The sequence below is a fragment of the Actinosynnema sp. NPDC002837 genome (assembly GCF_040295345.1).
Taxonomy (GTDB): Bacteria; Actinomycetota; Actinomycetes; order Mycobacteriales; family Pseudonocardiaceae; genus Actinosynnema.
On record NZ_JBEOVG010000041.1, the window covers coordinates 1 to 21,871 of the forward strand.

The window sequence follows — 21,871 nt, forward strand, 5'->3', positions numbered from 1 at the left end:
CGGGTGAGGACCCGGCCGGGCGCCGAATCCGCCTCTCCGGTGCCGAGGTGTCGCTTCGCCGTGATGACGTGGACAACGAAATCTGCGGCTTCACCGCTCGCGACACCCACGGAAAGTGGCATCTGAATTCACCTTCATGGCGCGGTGCGGCGGAGTTACAGTGGCGATTCCTTTGCCGTTGCGGATTCGCGGAGGCGCCCCGATGCGGACGAGTCGGATCAGGAATACGTGGTCGGCGCTGCGGCGTTCCGTCGCGGGTCTTGTCGTCGCGGTGACGGCCGCGGCCGGGTTGGTGGCCGCCGTGCCCGCGGCGCAGGCCGCGGACGCGGAGCTGCTGTCGTGCGTGGGCAGCGGCGCCAACACCTACGAGCCCGGGGTGACCGCGCAGATCAGGCCCGTCACGATCACCTCGCGCGCGGACTACGGCCCGTGCGTGTCCAGCGGGTCGCCGGCGATCACGTCCGGCGGGTACCGGGTCGTGGTGACCGGCCTGATCTCCTGCCTGGCCGGGAGCGTCTCCATCACGGTGACCATCACCTGGAACACCGGCGAGACGACCACGGTGGCCGCCGCCGGCGTGGTGGTGCTGCGTCCGGCCAACGAGACGGTCGTCGTGTACCAGGGCAGGGTGACCGCCGGCCGGTTCGCCGGAGCCCTGGTCGTCATGAACGCGGTGGTGCTCAACACCACGCCGCAGCAGTGCCTCACGCCGGAAGGCGTCACCAGTTCCGGCGGCCCCGCCGACATCGTCATCACCCAATTGACCTGACGCGGGTTTGTCGCACGCGGCCGGAACTCGATTCGACCGGTCCGCCTGACAGCGCGTTCCGGTGATTGCTCGTTATTGACGACCGCCGAGAAATGGCGGCTGTCGAACGTCACGCGGCTCGGATCACGCCCGGCCGCGTTCCTCGTGGGAGCGGGCCGCCTGGCGCCCCCTCACCGGCGTCATCCTTCGCCGGTGAGGGGGCGCATGAGGGCGGTGAGGGCCTCGTCGAGGCGACCGGCCAGGGTCCGACCGGTGGTGGCGACCAGGCGGGCGTCCACCGTCGCGGCGAAGGCGGCGCCCTCGGCCAGGACCTTGGCGCCGCCCTCGGTGACGGTGAGGATGTGCCGCCGCCGGTTGATCGGGTCCCGCCGGCGCCGGAGCAGTTCGCGCTGCTCCAGGTGATCGACCAGGCGGACGACCATGCCGGGCGTGACCTGCATGAGCGTGGCGACGTCGTCCTGGGTCCGGGCCAACCCGCGGTCGACGACGTCGAGCACGCCGAGGTGCTTCGGTGTCAGCCCCGCCTCCTTCAGGTGCAGCGCGAACTCCTTCTGCACGACCGCGCCGAGCACGGTCAGCCGGAACGCCAGCGAGTCGGAGAGTCGCTCTTCCGGGTGCGTTGTCGCTTCCATACCGGTACTGTAGCATCACTCAACAGTTGAGTGAGTACACAGTGCAGGAGTGACACAATGACCGTCCTACTCGTGTTGAACACACTGGCCGCGCTGCTCAGCGTGGGGTTCGCCGCGGCGGCCGGAGCCCGCCCGGCGTCGATGAGCGGCTCGACGACCGTCGAGGCCGCCGAGCGGTTCTTCGCCTACATGTACGCGGCGCGCGCCGTGCCGCTCGGGCTCGTCGCCGCGGTCCTGCCCTGGTTCGAACGGGGCGCCGGGGTCGCCTGGTTGCTCTTCGTCGCCGCCGCGATCCAGCTGATCGACGTCGCCATCGGCGTCTGGCGCAAGGAGAAGGGGCTGATGGGTGGCGGCGCGGTGCTGGCGGTGATCCATGCGGTCGCCGGGATCGCCATCCTGTAGTGCACTGGACGGGTCCGAGAGGAAGGTGCCCGGGGTGAAGTCGGTCTACGCGATCTCCATCGTGCTGTCGTTGCTCGCCACCGGGCTGTACGCCGGGTTGTGCTTCGGCATCGCGTTCAACCCGGGCGTCGCCACCATGAGTCCGAGCGCCTACGTGTCGTACTGGCAGGCGGTGAACCGGGACTACGGGCGGTTCATGCCGCCGCTGTTCGTGGTGGGGATGCTGGCGTCGAGCGCGGTCGCGGTGCTCAGCTACCGGAAGGACGCGACCGTGCTCGTCGCCGGCATCCTCGCCGCGGTGGCGATGCTGGCCGGCATCGTCATCACGGTCACGACACTGGTGCCGCTGAACGTGCTGGCGGACAGCTGGGTCGGATCGATCCCGGACTCGTGGGCCGCGCACCGCGACAGCTGGCGCCGCTTCCACCTGATCAGGACGGTCGTGGCCGCGGCCGGGTTCGCCGCGGCGGCCGTCGTGCCGGTCGCGCAGCTGAGGTAGTCCGGTCGGGGCGGTTCAGGGTTCGGTGGTCGACGGCGCGCTGCGGTTGCGGCGGTAGTCGGTGGGGCGCTGGCCGGCTTCCCGCAGGAACGCGTTGTTGAACCCGCGCGAGGTGCCGAAGCCGCACAACCGGGAGACCTGCGCGATGGTCAGGTCGTCCCGCCTGCCGTCGCCGAGGATCTCCTGGGCGCGCGCGATGCGCATCCGGCGGAGCACCGTCATGGGCGGTGTCCCGTCGTCGAAGAGCTGGAACAGGCTGCGGCGCGAGATGTTCAGGGCCGCCGCCACGTCCTCCGCGCTGAGGTCGGTGCGCGAGAGGTTCTCCCGCATGACGGCCAGTGCCCGGCCCCGGAGCGCGGGCCCGGTCTCCGTCAGCTCGACGTCGTCGCCCAGCGCGCTGCGCACCAGCAGTTCGACCAGGCTGACCAGGAACGGCCCGGCCGCCGGGGTCGCGCAACGCGGTGTGTGGAGGATCCTGGTCGCGGACTGGACGAACAGGTCCACCAGGTCCCGGTCGACGGGCAGCGGCGAGAACATCGCCCGCCGGAGCACCTCGACGTCCACGGTCAGCCGCGACGAGTCGATGTCCACGATCAGCTGCCGGTCCGGCTTGTCCCACAGGACGCGCCGCGGCTCGTCGTGGAACTGGAGGTAGAGCGAGCCGGGGCCGATCTCGTGCGCGGAGCCCCGCGCGTCGATCCGCGCCCCGTTGCTGCCCGAGAGGATGAGCTGCACGCGACCGCCGTCGATGCCGTCCGCCCGGCTGCGGTCGACCAGGAACGCGCCGGCGTCCATCCGGCCGGCCACCACGCCCGCCTCGCCGACCCAGTGCCCGGTGTAATCGGCCTGGAAAGTCGGGTCGGCCACAATCAACGGCATCCCGCTCTTGCCGTACCGCGTGCTCTCGGTCAGCTCATTCCAATAGTCGAGCCGGTCGGTCGGATCCGCGTTCCGGTTGTGAATCCTGATGAATCTTGAACGCTCCGCCGGGACCTGCCCCCCAGAAGCTCCCTCGCGCATTGGTACCTCCCCGCACCAGTGTCGCTGTGGCATCGGACCAGGTCATGGTAACCGCGGACGGGCGACGAGCGCGGGTGAACCGGAGAACTGCGCCAAGATCGGTTTCCGGTGCGCCGGCCGTCGTGGTCCGGACGGCCTCGGCAGATAATGAGAATTATTCGGAACGGTCGCTGACCGCACTTCGCACGGCCGTCGGCAAAGATCGCCACCTCCTCGTGCGGGCCCGCGTGCGCGTGCCCGCACGGGCCTCTCACCTGCGTCGACTCCCCTCGGTGCCCGGGACGCGATACACGGGGTGAACAGGAGTGCAGGATTGACGAACTCCAGTGCAAGTCGATTGCCGCCGCCGGACACCGCGCCATAACGTCGCCGACAACATTGACGAGCCGGCACTCCGGCTTACCGCCACGAACGACCGACGACTGAATCCGGTGGCTCATGACGACCTTGAAAATGATCCGACCGCCCGTCCGGGCGGAAGTGTCGCTGCACGAGGAACTGTCCCGGTTCTACGTGAACCACCTGGGCGCCCTCGACCGGGGCGACACGGCCGCGTTCGCCGCGGATTTCGTGCCCGAAGCGACCTTCGCGGCGAGCGGATTCGACCGGCTCGTGCACGGGCGCGCCGCGATCGAGGCGGCGGCCGCGGCCGGCGTCGAGCAGCGGGCCCGCGACGGCATCACCCACCGGCACCTGGTGTCGATGCTGCGGGTCGTGCCGCGCACCGCGACGCTGGCGCGGGCGAGCAGTTACGTCCTCGTCGTGGAGAGCGGCGCGGGCACGCCGCCCGTCGTCTACGCCAGCACGCTGTGCGAGGACGTCCTGGTGCTGCGCGACGACCGCTGGCAGGTCCGGGCCCGCAAGGTGACCCGCGACGACAAGCCGTGGCGGTCCTGATGGGCGGGGGCGACCGGAGCGCGGTCGAGCGGTTCTACGCCGAGCAGGTCCACGCGCTCGACCGCGGCGACTTCGACGCCTACGGCGACACGTTCGCCGCGGACGCCGAGTTCGTGATCGACGGTCTGCGGACGCTGCGGGGACGTGCCCGGATCGTCGAGCACAGCCGGGTCCTCCGGGACGCCCGGTCCGCGCGCGGCGCCGTGCAGCGGCACTTCATGTCGAACTGCGCGATCACGCCGACCGGCGACGGCCTCCGGGTGCGGGGCACGGTGCTGACCGTGGAGTCCGTCGTGGGCCAGGGCTCGCGCGTCTCCGGGGTGATCGAGTTCGCGGACGTGCTCCGGGTCGAGGGGAACGCGGGGCACCGGGTCGTGTCGCGGACCGCGAAGCCGAACTGACGAATCGTTGATCTCAAGGGGGGACGTGGGGTTGAGCATGACGAGCACTCGAAGGGTCGTGGTGTCCGGCATCGGTGTGGTGGCGCCGGGCGCACCAGGGCGGAAGAACTTCTGGAACCTGATCTCCGAGGGGCGCACCGCCACCCGGATCATGACGTTGGTCGATCCGACGCCGTTCCGGTCGCGGGTCGCGGCCGAGGTCGACTTCGACCCGGCGTCGTGCGGCCTGAGCGCCGCCGAGGTGGCGCGGCTGGACCGGGTCGGGCAGTTCGCGCTGGTCGCCCTGCGGGAGGCGATCGAGGACAGCGGGATCGACCTGGGCCAGGGCGACCCGGGGCGGACCGGCGTCGTGGTCGGGACCGCGGTCGGGTCGACCCCGGCCCTGGAGTCCGAGTACGTGCGGATGAGCGGGCGCGGCACCGCCTGGGAAGTGGACGAGTCCCTGGCGAGCCCGCACTACTACGACTACTACATCCCCAGCTCCATCGCCGCCGAGCTGGCCGTCGAGGTCGGCGCGGAAGGGCCGGTCTCGGTGGTGTCCAGCGGGTGCACCTCCGGGCTCGACGCCGTGGCGCACGCGGTCGAGCTCGTGCGGGAGGGTACGGTCGACCGGGCCGTGTGCGGCGCGTCCGACGCGCCGATCTCGCCCATCACGATCGCCTGCTTCGACGCGATCAAGGCGACGACGCCGCGGCTCGACGAGCCGGAACGGGCGTTGCGGCCCTTCGACAAGAGCCGCAACGGGTTCGTGCTCGGCGAGGGCGCGGCGATGTTCGTCATCGAGGAGCTGGAGTCGGCCCGGCGGCGGGGCGCGCCGATCTACGGCGAGCTCTCGGGCTTCGCGAGCAGGTGCAACGCCTACCACATGACCGGGTTGCGGCCGGACGGCGTGGAGATGGCGGCGGCGATCACCGCGGCCCTGGACCAGGCGGGCCTCGCGCCCACCGACATCGGGTACGTCAACGCGCACGGGTCGGGCACCAAGCAGAACGACCGGCACGAGACCGCGGCGTTCAAGCTCGCGCTCGGCGAGCACGCCTACCGCACCCCGGTCAGCTCGATCAAGTCCATGGTCGGCCACTCGCTGGGCGCGATCGGCTCCATCGAGATCGCGGCCTGCCTGCTGGCCCTGCAGCACCGGCTGCTGCCGCCCACCGCCAACTGGACCGAGCGCGACCCCGAGTGCGACCTCGACTACGTCCCGGTCCACGCGCGGGAAGCGGCCCCGGAGCACGTGCTCAGCGTGGGCAGCGGGTTCGGCGGGTTCCAGAGCGCCATGATCATCTCGAAGGCGGGTGCGACGCGATGAGACCGCACATCACCGGCCTGGGCGTCGTCACGCCGTTCGGCATCGGCGTCGACCCGTACTGGAGCGCGCTGCTCGAGTCGGCCAACGCGATCGGCCCGATCACCCGGTTCGACGGCGGCCGGTACGCCACCGGGATCGCCGGGGAGCACCCCGGGTTCGACCCGAGGGACCACCTGCCCGCCCGGCTGCTGCCGCAGACCGACCGCGTCACCCAGTTCGCGCTGGTCGCGACCCGCGACGCGCTCGACGACGCGGCGATCCCGGACGGCGCCTACGCCGAGCACGCCTCGGCGGTGGTGACCGCGAACAACGGCGGCGGGTTCGAGTTCGCGCAGAAGGAGATGCAGGCGCTGTGGTCGCGCGGCCCGGCCCACGTGAGCGCGTACCAGTCGTTCGCCTGGTTCTACGCGGTCAACACCGGCCAGATCTCCATCCGGCACAACCTGCGGGGAGCCGCCCGCGCGCTGGTCACCGACGACACCGGTGGCATGGAGGCGGTCGGCCAGGCGCGGCGGCAGCTGCGGCACGACTGCGAGCTCGTGCTCGCCGGCGCCGTGGACACCAACCTCTGCCCGTGGGGCTGGTCGGCCTACACCAGCGCCGGGCTCATGGCGACCGACCCCGACCCGCGCACGGCGTACCGGCCGTTCTCGCCGCACGCCGACGGCTTCGTGTCCGGCGAGGGCGGGGCGATCATGACCGTGGAACGGCCCGACCGCACCGGTTCCCGCGCGGCCTACGCCGCGATCGCGGGCTTCGCGTCCACTTTCGACGGTGTGGCGCGGGACGGCCGCGGCCTGGAGCGCGCGATCCGCGTCGCGCTGGACGACGCCGAGGTGGACGCGGGCGACGTCGACGTGGTGTTCGCCGACGGGTTCGGCACCCGCGAGATGGACGACCGCGAAGCGCGGGCGATCACCGCCGTGTTCGGCTCGGGAGGCGTCCCGGTGACCGTGCCGAAGACCGGCATCGGCCGGCTCGGCTGCGCGGGCAGCGCGCTCGACGTCGCGACGGCGTGCCTGGCGATCGCCAAGCAGGTCGTCCCACCCACACCGCGCTACGAGCTCTCCGAGGCGGCGAGCGCGCTGCACGTCGTCGACCACCCGGCCGCGGGCCGGGTCCACACGGCCCTGGTGCTCGCCAGGGGCCGCGGCGGCTTCAACTCGGCGATGGTGCTGACGAAGCCGCACACCGAACTCGACTCCGACTGAGGGAGAACGCAATGAACATCGACACCCTGACCGCGGTGCTCCGCGAGGTGGCGGGCGAGGACGAGACCTTCGACCTCGCGACCCACGTCGACCCGGACACCTCCTTCGACGACATCGGCTTCGACTCCATCGCGCTGCTGGAGGTGCTGAACGTCCTCAAGCGCGAGCACGGGGTCCAGCTCGACGACGACGTCCTGGAACACGCCAAGACCCCGGCCGCCCTGCTCGACGTGATCGAGGAGGAGCGCGATGCTGCCTGAGCACACCACCGACGACCGGGTCGCGCTGATCTCCGGCGGCACGAGCGGGATCGGCCTGGCCATCGCCAAGCGGCTGGGCGCGGCCGGCTACCGGGTGTTCCTGGGCGCCCGCGACGCGCGGCGGGTCAAGGAGACCGTCGCCGACCTCGCCGAGCTCGGCATCACCGCCGACGGCCAGTCGTGCGACGTGCGGCACGAGTCGCAGGTCGAGTCCTTCGTGGCCGCGGGCGTCGCGGCGTTCGGCCCGGTCACGACCCTGGTGAACAACGCGGGCATCCCCGGCGGGGGCGTCACCAGCGGCCTGTCGACCGAGCTGTGGGACAACGTCGTCAACACCAACCTGCGCAGCGTCTTCCTGATGTCGCGGCACGTGCTGACGACCGGCGGGATGACCACGCGCGAGGCCGCCCAGATCATCAACATCGCCTCGACGGGCGGCAAGCAGGGCGTCGTCCTGGGCGCGCCCTACAGCGCCTCGAAGCACGGCGTGGTCGGCTTCACCAAGGCCCTCGGCCTGGAGCTGGCCGGCACCGGCATCACGGTCAACGCGGTCTGCCCCGGCTACGTGGAAACCCCGATGGCGCAACACGTCCGGGAGAACTACGCCCGGATCTGGGACGTGTCCGCGGCCGACGTGCTGACCAAGTTCGAGGCCAAGATCCCGCTGGGCCGCTACAGCACGCCGGACGAGGTCGCGGGCCTCGTCGAGTACCTCACCACCCCACTGGCCGCCTCCATCACCGCGCAGGCGCTCAACGTCTGCGGCGGGCTGGGCAACTACTGACGCGAGGGCACGCAATGGACACCACGCACGACATCACGATCGACGCCGATCCCCGCGACGTCTACGCCCTGCTCGCCCACGCCGAGCGCTGGCCCGAGCTGTTCGAACCGACCATCCAGGTCACGCACGTCGAGCGCCGCGGCACGACGGAGACCTTCCGGATCTGGGCGAGCGCGGGCGAGGAGGTGAAATCGTGGACCTCGGTGCGCGAGCTCGACCCCGTGGCGCACCGGATCACCTTCCGCCAAGCGGTGCCCGCGCCGCCGATCGCCACCATGAGCGGCACCTGGGTCGTCGAGGAGGACGGCCCCGGGCGGACCCACCTCCGGCTGCTGCACACGTTCTCGGCGGTCGACGACGACCCCGAGGCGTTCGCCTGGATCGAGAAGGTCACCGACGAGAACAGCCGGACCGAACTGGCCAACGTCAAGGCCGTCGCCGAGCGGGGCGGGGGCGAGGTCCGGACGTTCTCCGACTCGGTCCGGATCGCCGCCGGGGCGGACGCGGTGCACGCGTTCCTGTGGGAGGCCGAGCACTGGACCGACCGGCTGCCGCACGTCGCGGCCGTGCGGCTGGACGACTACGGCACGCACGACGTCCAGTCGCTGCGGATGACGACGCTGTCCAAGGTGGGCGAGCACGAGACGATGTCCATCCGGATCACGGAGGGCACCGGCCGCATCGGCTACAAGCAGCTCGACCTGCCGCCGCTGCTCGACCTGCACCTGGGCAACTGGACCATCCGAGCCGGGCAGGGCGAGACCGTGCTCACCTCCGAGCACACCATCCGGCTGCGCCCGGAGGTCGCCCGCGACCAGGCGAGCACCGCGGCGAACCTGGCCAAGGCGCGCGACGCGCTCAGCGCCAACAGCATGGCCACGATGCTGATCGCCAAGTCGCTGCTGGAGGGGGTCTGACCGTGTCACGCGTGCGGATCGACCTGCCACCCGCGCCGACGCCGGTGGAGCTCGCGCCGGGGGTGTTCGCCTACCTGCAGGAGCACGGCGGCTGGTGCGTCAACAACAGCGGTGTCCTCGTGGGGGCGGAGGGCACCACCGTGATCGACACGTGCGCCACCCGGGACCGGACCGAGGCGCAGCTCGCCGCGGTCCGGGCCCTGGCCCCGCAGCCGATCGACCACCTGGTCATCACGCACTTCCACGGTGACCACGTCTTCGGCGGGTGCCGCTTCCCGGCGGGCACCAGGGTCCTCGCGCACGTGGAGGCCGCCCGGGAGATGGCGGCGAGCGGCCTGGGGCTGACCGGCCTGTGGCCGGACGTCCGGTGGGGGGAGCCCGCCGTGCGGCTGCCCGACTGCACCTACGAGGACCGGCTCGTCCTGCACGACGGCCGCCGCACGGTCGAGCTGTTCCACGTCGGGCCGGCGCACACCCGCGGCGACACGGTCGTGTGGCTGCCCGAGCAACGCGTGCTGTTCGCCGGTGACGTGATCATGTCGGGCCGCACCCCGTTCCTGCTGATGGGGTCCGTGTCCGGGATGCGCGCCGCGGTCGCGTCGCTGCGGGACCTGCGGCCCAGGGTGGTCGTGCCGGGCCACGGACCGGTCGGCGGCGCCGGGCTGCTGGACGACACCGAGCGGTACCTGGACTGGCTGGACGGGGTCGCGACGGCCGGGCGGCGCGAGGGCCTGACCCCCGCCGAGGCCGCGCAGCGGGCGGACCCGGACGAGTTCGCCCGGTGGGGCGAGCCGGAACGGCTGGTCGCGAACCTGCACCGCGCCTACGCCGAACTCGACGGCGCCGCGCCGGGCGCGCCGCTGGACGTCGTCGCGGTGTTCGCGGAGATGGTCGCGCTCAACGGCGGGTTGCCGGAGTGCTTCGCATGAGGACGAACTGGTGATGGGGGACGTCATGGACGACACGATGCGCTGGCCGGAAGCCGGGCGGTCCTGGGTGGCGGCCGGGCCGCTGGCCGACCCGCGGCCCGCCGCGGTGGACACCTTGCTGACCGAGGCCGTCCGCGCCGGCGCCGACCGGCCGGCGGTGCAGGTCGGCGCGGACGCGCTGACCTTCCGGGACTGGGACGACGTGGCCTCGTCGGTGGCCAGGGCGCTGGGCGCGGCCGCACCGGGGCGCGGGGTGGTCGGCCTGGTGGCCGACCTCGACCCGGTGTTCCCGGCCTACTACTACGGGGCGATCCGCAGCGGCAACGTCGTCGCGCCGATCAACCCGCTGCTGCCCGCGCCGGCCGTGGCCCACGTGCTGCGGCTGGCGATGCCCTCGGCCGTGCTGGTGTCCGAGGCCGGGTCGGACGCCCTGCGCGCCAAGCTGGCCGAGCAGGGGATGCTAGACCTGGTCCGGGAGGAGGTCCGGGTCGAGTTCGGCCGGCTGCTCCGGCTGCGGACCGGCGCGGCGCCGGTGCTGCCGGACGACACCGCCGCGCTGATGTTCACCAGCGGGTCGACCGGCCGGGCGAAGGCGGTCGCCTACAGCCACCGCAACGTCCTGACCAACGCCGCCCAGCTCGCCGACGCCCACGGGCTCGCCGCCTCGGGCGGGCTCGCGCACAGCAGGCCGATCTTCTACCCGATGCACATGAACGCGTCGGTGCTGGCCGGCGTCCGGCAGGTCCTGGTCGGCCACCGGCGCGTGCTCGACTCGGTGCTCGCCGCCGACGAGGCGCGGGCGACCCACCTGTACTCCCTGCCGGTGCGGCTGGAGCAGCTGGCGGCCGACCCGGCGTTCGGCTCGACGCGGGTCCGGCACCTGCGCATGGTCGGCTCCGGGAGCACCGCGCTGGCGGAGAAGGCGGCCACCCGGATCGGCGCCACGCTGGGCATCCCGTGCCGGCAGGGCTACGGGCTGTCCGAGACCACGTCGCTGGTCAGCACCGAACGCGCCGGCTACGACCGGGTCGGCTCGGTGGGCGCGCCCGTGCGGGACGTCGCGGTCCGGATCGCGGCGCTGGACGACCCGACCGCGGAGCCGGTGCCGACGGGGGTGGCCGGGCAGATCTGGGTCGCGGGCCCGAGCGTCATGCAGGGCTACCTCGACGGCTCGGGCGTGACCCCGGTGGCGCCCGGCTGGTTCCCGACCGGCGACTACGGCTCGCTGTCCCCGGACGGCCTGCTGACCGTGGTCGACCGCATCGGCGACCTGGTCCGCCGGGGCGGCGAGGTCGTCTCGCCGTCGTCGGTCCGCCGGGCGCTCGAAGCCCACCCGGACGTGGTGGAGTGCGCCGTGGTGGGGGTGCCCGCGACCGACGGCGGCCCGGCCCGGCTCGCCGGGTTCGTCCGGACTGCCACCGACAGCGCACCGGACCTGCCCACCGCGGACCTCGACGTCCTGACCGTGGTCGAGTCCCTGCCCCGCCTGGCCAACGGGAAGGTCGACAAGGCGGCGCTCGTCGCACTCGCACAGCAGAAGCGGTTGCCCGCCTGACGGCGGTCACCAAGAGGGGGGAAGCATGGCGCACGACGCGCTGGGGAAGGTCGTCGAGCTGAAGCGCGCACTGCTCGACGACGACGACGAAGCCGCACGGCGGCAGCGGGACAAGGGCAAGCTGACCGCCCGCGAGCGGATCGCGCTGCTGCTCGACGAGGGGTCGTTCCAGGAGGTCGAGGGCCTGCGCCGGGCCCGGCACGCCGGGCTGGGCCGGGCGGACCACCGCCCGCTGTCCGACGGCGTGGTGACCGGTTGGGGCACCGTGCTCGGGCGGACGGTCTTCGTCTACGCCCAGGACTTCCGCATCCTGGGCGGCGCGGTCGGCGAGGCGCACGCGGAGAAGATCCACAAGGTGATGGACCTCGCGGTGGCGGCCGGCGCGCCGCTGGTGTCGCTCAACGACAGCGCGGGCGCCCGCATCCACGAAGGCGTCACGGCGCTCGCCGGGTTCGGCGGGATCTTCCGGCGCAACGCCAAGGCGTCCGGCGTCATCCCGCAGATCAGCGTGATGCTCGGTCCGTGCGCCGGCGGCGCCGCGTACAGCCCGGCGCTGACCGACTTCACGTTCATGGTCCGCGGCATCTCCCAGATGTTCCTCACCGGGCCGGACGTGGTGGCGACGGTGACCGGCGAGCGGGTCACCATGGACGAGCTCGGCGGCGCGGACGTGCACAACCGGCTCTCCGGGGTCGCGCACTTCGCCTATGACGACGAGCGGTCGTGCCTGGAGGACGTCCGGCTGCTGCTGTCGATGCTGCCCGCCAACAACCGGGAGCAACCGCCCGCGTGGCCGTCGACCGACCCGGTCGACCGCCGCGCCGAGGGGCTCCACGAGCTGGTGCCCGCCGACGGCAACCGGCCCTACGACATGCGGGCGGTGATCGAGGAGGTCGTCGACGACGGGTTCGTGCTGGAGGTGCAGGAGGGCTGGGCGACCAACGTCATCTGCGCGTTCGCCCGGCTGGGCGGTCACGTCGTGGGCGTGGTGGCCAACCAACCGTCCGTGCTGGCCGGCGCCCTGGACATCGCGGCGTCGGAGAAGGCGGCGCGGTTCGTGCAGACCTGCGACTGCTTCAACATCCCGATCGTCACGTTCGTGGACGTGCCCGGCTTCCTGCCCGGTGTCGGCCAGGAGCACGACGGCATCATCCGGCACGGCGCGAAGCTGCTGGCCGCCTACTGCAACGCCACGGTGCCGCGCATGTCGGTGATCGTGCGCAAGGCCTACGGCGGCGCGTACATCGTCATGGACTCCCGCTCGATCGGCGCGGACCTCGTGCTGGCGTGGCCGGGCAACGAGATCGCCGTCATGGGACCGGAAGCGGCCGTCGACATCATCTTCCGGCGCGACATCGCCGCCGCGAACGGCGACCGCGAGGCGGTCCGGCAGCAGAAGATCGACCTGTACCGCGCCGAGCTCATGCACCTGTCCTACGCCGCCGAGCGCGGGCTCGTCGACGACGTGATCGACCCGGCCGACACCCGACCGGTGCTCATCCGCGGCCTGGAGATGCTGCGTTCCAAGCACGCCGACCTGCCGCTGCGCAAGCACGGCAACACACCTTTGTAGGGGGAGCGGTCATGGTCGACGAGACGGTCCTGCGGATCGAGTCCGGCACGCTCGACGAGCCCGAGCTGGGCGCCCTGCTGGCGGTGCTGTGCCTGGCCGCCCGGCGACCACCGGACGACGCGCGGCCCTTGGCCGCGCCCCGGTGGCTGTACCCGGAGCGGGCCGCGGTGTTCGTGCCGCCCAACAGTTGGCGCAACGCCGGGTAGCGGTCGGCCCGAGCGGACCGACCCGAGCAACAGAGAGGGAGTCGCAGGTGCACAAGGTTCTCATCGCCAACCGGGGCGAGATCGCGATCCGGGTGATCAGGGCGGCGCGCGACGCGGGGATCGCCTCCGTCGCGGTGTACGCCGAACCGGACGCCGACGCGCCGTTCGTGCCGCTGGCCGACGAGGCGTTCGCGCTGGGCGGTCGGACCGCGGCCGAGTCCTACCTGTCGGGGGACCGGATCCTGGAGGTGGCGCGGCGGTGCGGCGCCGACGCGGTCCACCCCGGCTACGGCTTCCTGTCGGAGAACGCGGACTTCGCCCAGTCCGTCCTCGACGCCGGCCTGACCTGGATCGGGCCGAGCCCGCGGGCCATCCGGGACCTGGGCGACAAGGTGACCGCGCGGCGGATCGCGGAGCGCGTGGGCGCACCGCTCGTCCCCGGCACGGGGCGTCCGGTCGGCGACGCGCGGGAGATCGTCGAGTTCGCCGAGCGGCACGACCTGCCGGTCGCCATCAAGGCCGCGTTCGGCGGTGGCGGGCGGGGTCTGAAGGTCGCCCGGTCCCTCGACGAGATCCCGGAGCTGTTCGAGTCCGCGACCCGCGAGGCGGTCGCCGCCTTCGGCCGCGGCGAGTGCTTCGTCGAGCGGTACCTGGACCGCGCGCGGCACGTGGAGGCCCAGGTGCTGGCCGACCGGCACGGCAACGTCGTCGTGCTCGGCACGCGTGACTGCTCGCTGCAACGACGGCACCAGAAGCTGGTCGAGGAGGCGCCGGCGCCGTTCCTGACCGACGAGCAGCGTCGACTGGTCCACGACTCGGCCAAGGCCATCTGCCTGGCGGCCGGGTACTCCGGGGCGGGCACGGTGGAGTACCTGGTCCAGGGCGAGACCGTGTCGTTCCTGGAGGTCAACACCCGGTTGCAGGTCGAGCACCCGGTCACCGAGGAGACCACCGGCGTCGACCTGGTGCTGGAGCAGTTCCGCATCGCCGAGGGCCACCCGCTCGACCTGACCGGTGACCCGGCGCCGCGCGGGCACGCGTTCGAGTTCCGGATCAACGGGGAGGACGCCGGCCGGGGTTTCCTGCCCACGCCCGGCCGGATCACCCGCTACCGCGAGCCGGGCGGTCCGGGCGTCCGGGTCGACTCGGGCGTGGTCGCGGGCAGCGTGATCGGCGGCCAGTTCGACTCGATGCTGGCCAAGCTCGTCGTGTGGGGTCCCACCCGCGAGCAGGCCCTGCGGCGAGCGCGGCGCGCGCTGCGCGAGTACGACGTCGAGGGGATCGCCACCGTGCTGCCCTTCCACCGCCAGGTCGTGGACGACCCGGCGTTCGCGGGGCCGGGTTCCTTCGACGTGCACACCAAGTGGATCGAGACCGAGTGGCACAACCCGGTCGAGCCGCAGGCCCAACCGGCCACCGTCGAGGAACTCCCGCGCCGGCGGCTGACCGTGGAGGTGAACGGCCGGCGCGTCGAGGTGTCCCTGCCGGCCGACTTCACCGCGCTGGTGGACGGCGCGACACCGGCGGCGACGCCCGCGGGCCAACCCCGCCCGACCGCGCGCCGGCGAGGCGGCGGCATGACCCTCGTGTCCGGCGACGCGATCGTCGCGCCGATGCAGGGCACGGTGGTGAAGGTCGCGGTGTCCGAGGGGCAGCAGGTCGAGGCCGGCGACCTCGTGCTGGTGCTGGAGGCGATGAAGATGGAGAACCCGGTCACCGCGCACAAGGCCGGCGTCATCACCGGGCTGACCGCGGAGCCGGGTGCGTCGGTCACCCAGGGGACCGTGCTGGCGCAACTCGGGAGCGGTGAGGGTTGACTTCGAGCGCGCGCGAAGACCTAGCGTCGCCGCCATGACCAAGTCAGATCACGGCACCGCCGTCAACCGACGTTCGCTGCTGGCCGCCGGAGCGCTGATCGGGGCCTCCGGGGTGGCGACCGCGCCGGGAGCATCAGCGGCGCCGGAGGCGTCCTCCGGCCGGTACGCCAGGGGACTGGCCGTGCTGCGGCAGGTCTCGGGCGACCGCGGCGCCGAGGTGGTCGAGTCGCTGTCGGACATCGCGCCGGACCTCGGCCGCTACGTCGTCGAGTTCGCCTACGGCGACGTCTACGCCCGGCCGGGACTGGACCTGCGGCAGCGGCAGCTGGTGACCATCGGCGCCCTGGCCGCGCAGGGCGACACGGCGCCGCAGCTCCGGTTCCACCTCGACGCGGCGCTCCGGGTCGGGCTGAGCCCCGTCGAGGTCGTGGAGGCGCTGATCCACGTCGTCCCGTTCACGGGCTTCCCGAGGGCGCTCAACGCGGTGCAGGCCGCCCGGGAGGTGTTCGCCGACCGGGGGATCGCGTTCGAGCCGCCGGTGCAGACCGACGAGCGGGACCGCTACGCGCGCGGCGTGGAGAACCTGGTGGAGGTCGACGGGCAGCACGGGCTGGACGTGATCGAGTCGTTGCGGGACATCGCGCCCGACCTCGGCCGCTACGTGGTCGAGGTCGCGTTCGGCGACGTGTACCACCGGCCGTGGCTCACGACGCCGCAGCGGCAGCTGGTGACCATCGGCGCGCTGACCGCGTCCGGCGACACCGCACCCCAGCTGCGGGTGCACCTGGGCGCCGCGCTGCGCGTGGGGCTGAGCCGGGGCCAGGTGGTCGAGGCGCTGATCCACGTCGTGCCCTACGCCGGCTTCCCCCGCGTGCTCAACGCCGTGACCGTGGCCAGGGACGTGTTCGGGCAACTGCCGGGTTGACTTCGAGCGCGCTCCAACTCCTACCGTCGACCGCGTGAACGACACGAGCGTGCTGTCCATCGCGGAAACGGTCGAGGTCACCGGCCTGACCGCCCACACGTTGCGCTACTACGAGCGGATCGGCCTGCTCGACCCGGTCGGCCGCGGCCCGGACCGCCGGCGTCGCTTCCGCAGCGCCGACCTGGCCTGGCTCGGCTTCCTCACCCGCCTGCGCACCACCGGCATGCCCATCCGGGACATGCGGCGCTTCGCCGAGCTGCGCAGGCGGGGCGACGTGACCGTCCCGGAGCGCTTGGAGCTGCTGGAACGGCACCGCGACGCGGTCCGGAGGCGGATCGCCGAACTCTCCGACTGCCTGACGTCGTTGGACGCGAAGATCGACCACTACCGGGCGCTGAGCGACCACTGACCCGCGCGGATCGGCGGGCAGGCACCGCGCACTCCCGAGCCGGGGGTGGCCGCCTCGGGTGGTGCGCCGGCTCGTAAAGCGGAGTGGCAGTGCTCGTGGGTGTTCGGCGGTCACGCGTCCGGACGGGTGGTCGGCAGGTCGAGCATCGCGGCGGCGACCTGGTCGGCGGCGGTGTCGGGGAGGGCGGTGGCCGTGCCTGGCAGGACGAGCAACCGGGCGTCGGGGATCTCGGCGGCGAGCGCTTCGCCGTTGCCGACGGGGAAGAACAGGTTCTCGCGGCCGTGCACGACCAGCGTCGGCACGGTCAGGTCGCCGAGCCGCTCGCGCCACCGCGGCGCGCAGTCGAGTCGGGCGAACACCATCCCGAGCTGGTTCGCCTCGTGCGCGGCAGGGGTGCTCGACGGTGTCCGGTCCCAGATCCGCGCGGCGGTCGCGCGCGCCTGCTCCGGGTCGTCGCCGAGCAGCTCGGCCCGCTCGGCGCCGAACGCGGCGACCGCCGCCCGGTCGCTCCAGTCGGGCCTGGGCAGGGAGAACAGCGCACGCATCGCCGCCGGGTCGTGGTCGGGCAGGTCCTCGTCGACGGGGCCCGGCGCGACCGGGCGCGTCCCGACCAGGGTCAGCGCCGAGAACGCCTCGGGGTGGTCGAGCGCGGCGACCTGGGCGACCATGCCGCCGACGCCGATGCCGCCGAGGTGCGCGGTGGTGGCCCCGAGCGCGTCGACGAGCGCCACCGCGTCCGCGGCGAGATCGCGGAGCGTGTAGCCGGGCGCCTCCGGGTCGACGGTCGTGGAGCCACCGCAGTCGCGCAGGTCGTAGCGCGCCACCCGGCGCCCGCCCGCCGCCACCCGCTCGCACAACGCGTCCGGCCAGGACAGCATCGTCGTGCCACCGGCCAGCAGCACCAGCGGATCACCCTCACGGCCGAAGCACTCCACACCGAGCTCGACACCGTTGGCGCGCAATGAAAGCATGCGTCACGGTAGCAAGCACCCGTCCGACCACAACGGACCCGGCGACCCGCCGGGCGCGCCGCGATACCGGTGCCGGCAACCGCATCGCACCCGGCGCGGGAGCGGTTCGCAGCCGGGTTCGCCCGCGTCAGCGGTTGGCGGACCACTCCGCCGCGGGCGTGAGCGGGACCGGTGCCGGTCGCTCGACCGTGGTCGTCAGCTCGATCCGCCGTCCTTCTTCCGCCGCGCGCAGCACGGCGGTCATGGTTTCGAGCACGTGCAAGGCGAGGTCCCCACCCGCGCGCGGGAGTCGTTGTCCACCGGCCGTCACGAGGTCGAGCAGGCCGATGCCGCGGCCGGCCCCGGCGTAGCCCGCGCTCGGGGGCAGTGCCCGCCACTCGGTGCCGCCCAGCGCGAAGAGCCGGGTCTCGCCGTCGAAGTGGTTGGGGTCCGGCACCGCGAGGGTGCCGGTCTCGCCGTGCACCTCGATCGGCACGGCGGTGGTGGCCACGCCGTCGAAGCTCGTCGTGATGGTGGAGAGCGCGCCGCCGACGTGTTCGAGCACGCCGGAGACGTGGCTGGCGACCTCGACCGGGATCCGCTGACCCGTCCGCGGTCCGGACCCGATGACGCGCTCGTCGCGCAGGCGGCCCGCCGCGCCGATCACCGCGCGCACCGGGCCGAGCAGGTGGACCAGCGCGGCGATGTAGTACGGACCCATGTCCAGCAGGGGACCGCCGCCCGCGGTGTAGTAGAAGTCGGGGTTGGGGTGCCAGCGCTCGTGCCCCGGCGTGACCATCACGGCCGACGCGGACAGCGGGCGGCCGATGAGCCCGCGGTCGATCGCCGCACGCGCGGTCTGCGTGCCCGTGCCGAGAACGGTGTCCGGCGCGCAGCCCACCCGGACACCGGCCGCGGCGGCGCGGTCGATGATCGTCCGGCCGTCCGCGAACGTCACGGCGAGGGGCTTCTCGCCGAACACGTTCTTGCCCGCGTCGATGGCGCGCAGCGCGATCCCGGCGTGGGCCGCGGGCGTGGTGAGGTTGAGCACGGTGTCGACGTCCGACCCGTCGAGCAGGTCCTCGACGCCCACCGCCTCGGCGCCCGGCAGCCCGGCGGCGACCGCGGCCGACCGTTCGGCGTCGAGGTCGGCGACCGCGGTGATGCGCACGGCGGGGTGGGTGGCGAGCGTGTCCAGGTACGCGCGGGAGATGACCCCGAGACCTACGATGCCGACGCGGTGCGGGTCGCCCACAGCATCCCCCTCTCGATGACGGTGCGGACGTCGGGGTGCTCCAACACGTCCAGGCTGTGCCCCGGGGTCGTCACCACGATCCGCCCGGCGCCCCACCGGCGGGTCCAGATCGCCGGACAGGTGACCGGCCGGTGCCACGGCTGCCACGCCGGCGCGGGGTGGGTCGTGGTGGCCAGCACGTCGATCAGGTCGTCGTGCAGCACCCAGTACTGCTCGGTGACCAGCTCGAAGTCCTCGATGCCCGCGGTGATCGGGTGCTCGCGGCCGAGGGCGGTGATGGCGACGGTGTGCGGCAGGTAGTTGTCCTCCTGCCCGCCCACGCGCTCGGCCGGCGGCTTGCCGGGGTGCGTCGCGAACTGGCCGCCCACCAGGTGCAGGTAGTCCGACGAGGCGCGGAACGAGTCCGCGATGCCACCGTGCCAGCCGGTGAAACCGGTGCCCGCCTCGACCGCCGCCCGCAGCCCGGCCACCTCCTCGCCGGTGATCTGCGACATCGTCACGCACTGCACGACCAGGTCGGTGTCGGCCATCCCGGCGGCGTCGGCGTACACCCCGGTCGACTCCTCGACCCGCACGGCGTAGCCCTCGCGCTCCAGGAACGGGATGAACAACCCGGTCGCCTCGACCGGCCGGTGACCCTCCCACCCGCCACGGACCACGAGCGCCTTCGGCTGTCTCACGCCCACCCCCGGGAAACCGCTCTTCGACGCCGCCGAGGTCCGCGGCGGCGACGGGTCGGCACCGGACTCGGCCCACCTGACTTGATCGTATCCGTGATCCCCACCCGGATGTCGACACCAGGCTGCGCGCAGGGCGGTCCGGCACGACGTCGTGCGCCGGCTACCGGGGCCCTGACCAGGCACTACCCGACCACGTGGCGAGTTCCCGCCACAACCGGCGGCGACTGGACGGCGAGGAGCGCCGACACGGCCAGGCGCACGCCGACGTTGACCCACACCCCTGCGGCGGCCCGGTCCTGGAAGAACGCGTACGCCTCGACGGCCGCCGTCGTCAGGTGGAACACGATCAAGGTGACGGCGACCAGGCGCAGCGCCCGGGTGTCGGTGAGCCGACTGGCGCCGAACGAGAGGACCGCGATCGCGACCTCCGCCGCGCCCAGCAGGTACGGGACCAGGAACGCGTCGCCGGGCACCCGGACGTCGACCGCGGCCGGGATGGCGGCGGGCGCGACGACCAGGACGATCCCGGCGGCCAGCGTGACGATGCCGTGGGCGACGAGCAGCCTGGCGAAGTTCATGGCACCCTCTCAATTCAACGTGCGATGAGTTTAGTCGATCGCCGGGGCGATGGGTCGACCGCGGTGCTCGCACGTCGCCGGGAGGTGTGGGTCAGGGGCGGAAGAGGGCCTCGGCGTCCAGCTTCCCCCAGCCGTAGCGCGGGTTCCAGACCGGACCCGTCGTGGCGTCCCGCCGGGCCGTGATGCGCAGGCGCTGCTGGACTTCCTCCGGCGTCAACCTCGGTTCCCGTTGCAGCATCAGGGCCACGACGCCGGCGACGAAGGGCGTCGCCATGCTGGTGCCCTGGATGGTGACGTACTTGCCCGACGGGTGCCGCCGCGCCGCCAACCGGGGCGACGTGGCCATCTCCGAGCCCGCCGACAAGGCCGCCGTCACGACCTGGCCGGGCGCGACGACGTCCGGCTTCTGCACGCCGATGCGCGTGGGCCCCTGGCTGGAGAACGACGACAGGGTGTCCACCACGAGGCCCGGCAGGGTCGAGTCGCCCTGCGGCCCCTCGAACTTGTTGCGGGACGTGAGGGAACCCACCGCGACCACCCGCTCCTCGGTCGCGGGCATGCCGATCGAGTAGCCCTCCAAGGGCGCGCCGGGGAACATCAGCCGACCGCCGTCCACCGAGCCGGCCCACGCGTGGACCTCACCGTGCGCCACGGAGAGCGGTGTGATGCGGATGGTCCAGCGCTCGTCGACCGTGCCGTCGATCATCAGGAAGGTCAGGTTCTGCTCGTGGTTGACCGGGTTCTCCACGAAGTCCGCGACGAAGACGCCGTCCGGGGTGGACGTCTCGCCGGTGTTGGGCTCGAACCTGGTCCCGCTGGGCGTTTCCACGAACACGTCCACCTGGTCGCCGCGCGGGATCCACACGTCGCAGAACACGAGGCCGGTGTCGGGCACCCGCACGGTGAACGACAGCTCCTCGCCGACGACCAGGCGGCCTTGGGCGTGCACGCCGTCGTCGCCCTCGTTGCCGGCCGCCGCGACCACGATCCGGCCCGGCCCGGTGGAGCGCGCGATCTCGTTCTCGATCGCGGACGTGCCGTCGTGGGCGCCGAAGTGGCCGCCCAGGCTCAGGCTCACCACCGCCGGGCGGTCGCCGGCCAGGTCGAACGCCTGGCGGATGCCCTCGATGACGTGCACGTCCAGCAGCGGTTCGGCGCGCACGCCCATCAGCGACGCCTTGGGCGCCACGCCGCGGAACCTGCGGTCGGACGTGCCGCGCCCGTTGCCGGCCGCGATGGACGCGCAGTGCGTGCCGTGGCCGCCCGGGTCGCCGGTCGGGATGGGCGGACCGCCGTTGAGCGCCTTGTTGATCGCGGTCGCGTCGAACACGGCGAACGTGGACTCGTCCGAGCCCTCGCGGACGTGGGCGTGCACGAACCGCTCCAGGCGGGTGGTGCCGTCGTCGTGGCGGAAGTCCGGGTGCGCCCAGTCGATCCCGGTGTCCACCACCGCCACCAGCACACCGGCGCCGGTGAGGTCGCCGTGCGCGGCCTGGAGCGCGTCCACGCCGGTCACCGGGCCGCGCGCCCGGTCCATGCGGGTGAACATCTCCTTCGGCGCCTCGGCGCGCAGCAGCCAGGGCTGCCCGTCCAGTGAGGACAGCGCGGCGACCGGGACGACCGCCAGCACCACCACCTGGCCGGACGAGGCCGGGTCCGGCGGCGCGGACACCACGTGGCCGCCCACCTTCGCCAGCCAGCCCTCGACCACCTTCGACTCCGCAGACCGGACCAGCAGCTTCACCGTCGTCCGGCGCGGGTCGGTGGCCCGTCCTCCCACGGCGAGCGCTCGTGCCCCGATGCTCGCACCCGGCGGCAGGTCCAGGTCCGCGAACGCCGCCGCCCTGCGCAACCGCGCGTCCAGAACCGTGTCACGTCTGGGTTCCACTGCCC

24 protein-coding genes are annotated in these 21,871 nt (G+C 72.9%); 17 read left to right on the plus strand and 7 right to left on the minus strand.

The window, feature by feature from the left end; genetic code table 11:
* Positions 1-202: 202 nt before the first annotated feature.
* On the plus strand, positions 203-769 hold the full coding sequence (locus tag ABTZ99_RS25360; RefSeq protein ID WP_499614542.1) for a hypothetical protein: 567 nt from the start codon (positions 203-205) through the stop codon (positions 767-769).
* Positions 770-948: 179 nt separating this feature from the next.
* Here ABTZ99_RS25360 and ABTZ99_RS25365 read toward each other — a convergent pair whose 3' ends face one another.
* Positions 949-1,401 (minus strand): MarR family transcriptional regulator, encoded by a 453-nt coding sequence (locus ABTZ99_RS25365; RefSeq protein ID WP_498777398.1) that lies wholly within the window; start codon positions 1,399-1,401, stop codon positions 949-951.
* Between the two features lie 72 nt (positions 1,402-1,473).
* Between ABTZ99_RS25365 and ABTZ99_RS25370 the strand changes: the two genes are divergently transcribed.
* Positions 1,474-1,803, plus strand: a complete 330-nt coding sequence (locus tag ABTZ99_RS25370) for a hypothetical protein (protein WP_498777400.1) — start codon at positions 1,474-1,476, stop codon at positions 1,801-1,803.
* A gap of 34 nt (positions 1,804-1,837) precedes the next feature.
* Entirely contained in the window at positions 1,838-2,302 is a 465-nt protein-coding gene (locus tag ABTZ99_RS25375; RefSeq protein ID WP_498777402.1) for an anthrone oxygenase family protein, read from the plus strand.
* Between the two features lie 15 nt (positions 2,303-2,317).
* Here the strand turns inward: ABTZ99_RS25375 and ABTZ99_RS25380 are convergent, their stop codons facing one another.
* On the minus strand, positions 2,318-3,181 hold the full coding sequence (locus ABTZ99_RS25380) for a helix-turn-helix domain-containing protein (RefSeq protein WP_498777404.1): 864 nt from the start codon (positions 3,179-3,181) through the stop codon (positions 2,318-2,320).
* Positions 3,182-3,775: 594 nt separating this feature from the next.
* Here ABTZ99_RS25380 and ABTZ99_RS25385 point away from each other — a divergent pair.
* Genes ABTZ99_RS25385 through ABTZ99_RS25450 form a run of 14 tightly spaced genes read left to right on the plus strand, consistent with a single transcriptional unit; the run spans position 3,776 to position 16,515 of the window.
* On the plus strand, positions 3,776-4,219 hold the full coding sequence (locus ABTZ99_RS25385; RefSeq protein WP_499614547.1) for a nuclear transport factor 2 family protein: 444 nt from the start codon (positions 3,776-3,778) through the stop codon (positions 4,217-4,219).
* Positions 4,207-4,620 (plus strand): nuclear transport factor 2 family protein, encoded by a 414-nt coding sequence (locus ABTZ99_RS25390; protein ID WP_499614550.1) that lies wholly within the window; start codon positions 4,207-4,209, stop codon positions 4,618-4,620. Before ABTZ99_RS25385 ends, ABTZ99_RS25390 begins: the two co-directional genes overlap by 13 nt.
* Positions 4,621-4,657: 37 nt before the next feature.
* Positions 4,658-5,929 (plus strand): beta-ketoacyl-[acyl-carrier-protein] synthase family protein, encoded by a 1,272-nt coding sequence (locus ABTZ99_RS25395; RefSeq protein ID WP_498777410.1) that lies wholly within the window; start codon positions 4,658-4,660, stop codon positions 5,927-5,929.
* Positions 5,926-7,140, plus strand: coding sequence for a beta-ketoacyl synthase N-terminal-like domain-containing protein (locus tag ABTZ99_RS25400; protein WP_499614553.1), 1,215 nt, complete (start codon positions 5,926-5,928; stop codon positions 7,138-7,140). Before ABTZ99_RS25395 ends, ABTZ99_RS25400 begins: the two co-directional genes overlap by 4 nt.
* 11 nt (positions 7,141-7,151) lie before the next feature.
* On the plus strand, positions 7,152-7,400 hold the full coding sequence (locus ABTZ99_RS25405; RefSeq protein WP_498777414.1) for an acyl carrier protein: 249 nt from the start codon (positions 7,152-7,154) through the stop codon (positions 7,398-7,400).
* Complete coding sequence (locus ABTZ99_RS25410) at positions 7,390-8,184, plus strand: SDR family NAD(P)-dependent oxidoreductase (RefSeq protein ID WP_498777417.1); 795 nt, start codon at positions 7,390-7,392, stop codon at positions 8,182-8,184. The genes ABTZ99_RS25405 and ABTZ99_RS25410 overlap by 11 nt, the downstream gene beginning before the upstream one ends.
* 14 nt (positions 8,185-8,198) lie before the next feature.
* Positions 8,199-9,101 (plus strand): aromatase/cyclase, encoded by a 903-nt coding sequence (locus tag ABTZ99_RS25415; protein WP_499614558.1) that lies wholly within the window; start codon positions 8,199-8,201, stop codon positions 9,099-9,101.
* Between the two features lie 11 nt (positions 9,102-9,112).
* Positions 9,113-10,030 carry an MBL fold metallo-hydrolase gene (locus ABTZ99_RS25420; RefSeq protein WP_498777421.1) on the plus strand — a complete coding sequence of 306 codons (918 nt, stop codon included), beginning with the start codon at positions 9,113-9,115 and terminating at the stop codon, positions 10,028-10,030.
* A gap of 13 nt (positions 10,031-10,043) precedes the next feature.
* Entirely contained in the window at positions 10,044-11,585 is a 1,542-nt protein-coding gene (locus ABTZ99_RS25425; RefSeq protein ID WP_499614649.1) for a class I adenylate-forming enzyme family protein, read from the plus strand.
* A 25-nt stretch (positions 11,586-11,610) separates the two neighbouring features.
* Positions 11,611-13,158 (plus strand): acyl-CoA carboxylase subunit beta, encoded by a 1,548-nt coding sequence (locus tag ABTZ99_RS25430; RefSeq protein WP_499614561.1) that lies wholly within the window; start codon positions 11,611-11,613, stop codon positions 13,156-13,158.
* 11 nt (positions 13,159-13,169) lie between these two features.
* On the plus strand, positions 13,170-13,364 hold the full coding sequence (locus ABTZ99_RS25435; protein ID WP_498777425.1) for an acyl-CoA carboxylase epsilon subunit: 195 nt from the start codon (positions 13,170-13,172) through the stop codon (positions 13,362-13,364).
* 47 nt (positions 13,365-13,411) lie between these two features.
* Complete coding sequence (locus tag ABTZ99_RS25440; protein WP_499614564.1) at positions 13,412-15,181, plus strand: acetyl/propionyl/methylcrotonyl-CoA carboxylase subunit alpha; 1,770 nt, start codon at positions 13,412-13,414, stop codon at positions 15,179-15,181.
* Positions 15,182-15,215: 34 nt separating this feature from the next.
* Positions 15,216-16,106, plus strand: coding sequence for a carboxymuconolactone decarboxylase family protein (locus ABTZ99_RS25445; protein ID WP_499614566.1), 891 nt, complete (start codon positions 15,216-15,218; stop codon positions 16,104-16,106).
* 34 nt (positions 16,107-16,140) lie between these two features.
* Complete coding sequence (locus ABTZ99_RS25450) at positions 16,141-16,515, plus strand: MerR family transcriptional regulator (RefSeq protein WP_498777432.1); 375 nt, start codon at positions 16,141-16,143, stop codon at positions 16,513-16,515.
* A gap of 110 nt (positions 16,516-16,625) precedes the next feature.
* Here the strand turns inward: ABTZ99_RS25450 and ABTZ99_RS25455 are convergent, their stop codons facing one another.
* From ABTZ99_RS25455 to ABTZ99_RS25475, 5 genes are all read right to left on the minus strand, one after another.
* A complete protein-coding gene (locus tag ABTZ99_RS25455; protein WP_499614569.1) occupies positions 16,626-17,486 on the minus strand; it encodes an alpha/beta fold hydrolase in 861 nt (286 codons plus the stop codon).
* A 127-nt stretch (positions 17,487-17,613) separates the two neighbouring features.
* Positions 17,614-18,720, minus strand: coding sequence for a Gfo/Idh/MocA family protein (locus tag ABTZ99_RS25460; protein ID WP_499614572.1), 1,107 nt, complete (start codon positions 18,718-18,720; stop codon positions 17,614-17,616).
* Entirely contained in the window at positions 18,690-19,400 is a 711-nt protein-coding gene (locus ABTZ99_RS25465) for a ThuA domain-containing protein (RefSeq protein ID WP_498777438.1), read from the minus strand. The genes ABTZ99_RS25460 and ABTZ99_RS25465 overlap by 31 nt, the downstream gene beginning before the upstream one ends.
* Positions 19,401-19,582: 182 nt before the next feature.
* A complete protein-coding gene (locus ABTZ99_RS25470) occupies positions 19,583-19,978 on the minus strand; it encodes a hypothetical protein (protein ID WP_499614575.1) in 396 nt (131 codons plus the stop codon).
* 91 nt (positions 19,979-20,069) lie between these two features.
* The gene (locus tag ABTZ99_RS25475; protein ID WP_499614578.1) at positions 20,070-21,866 is read right to left on the minus strand and encodes a S8 family serine peptidase; all 1,797 of its coding nucleotides are present in this window, start codon (positions 21,864-21,866) and stop codon (positions 20,070-20,072) included.
* Positions 21,867-21,871 lie beyond the last annotated feature (5 nt).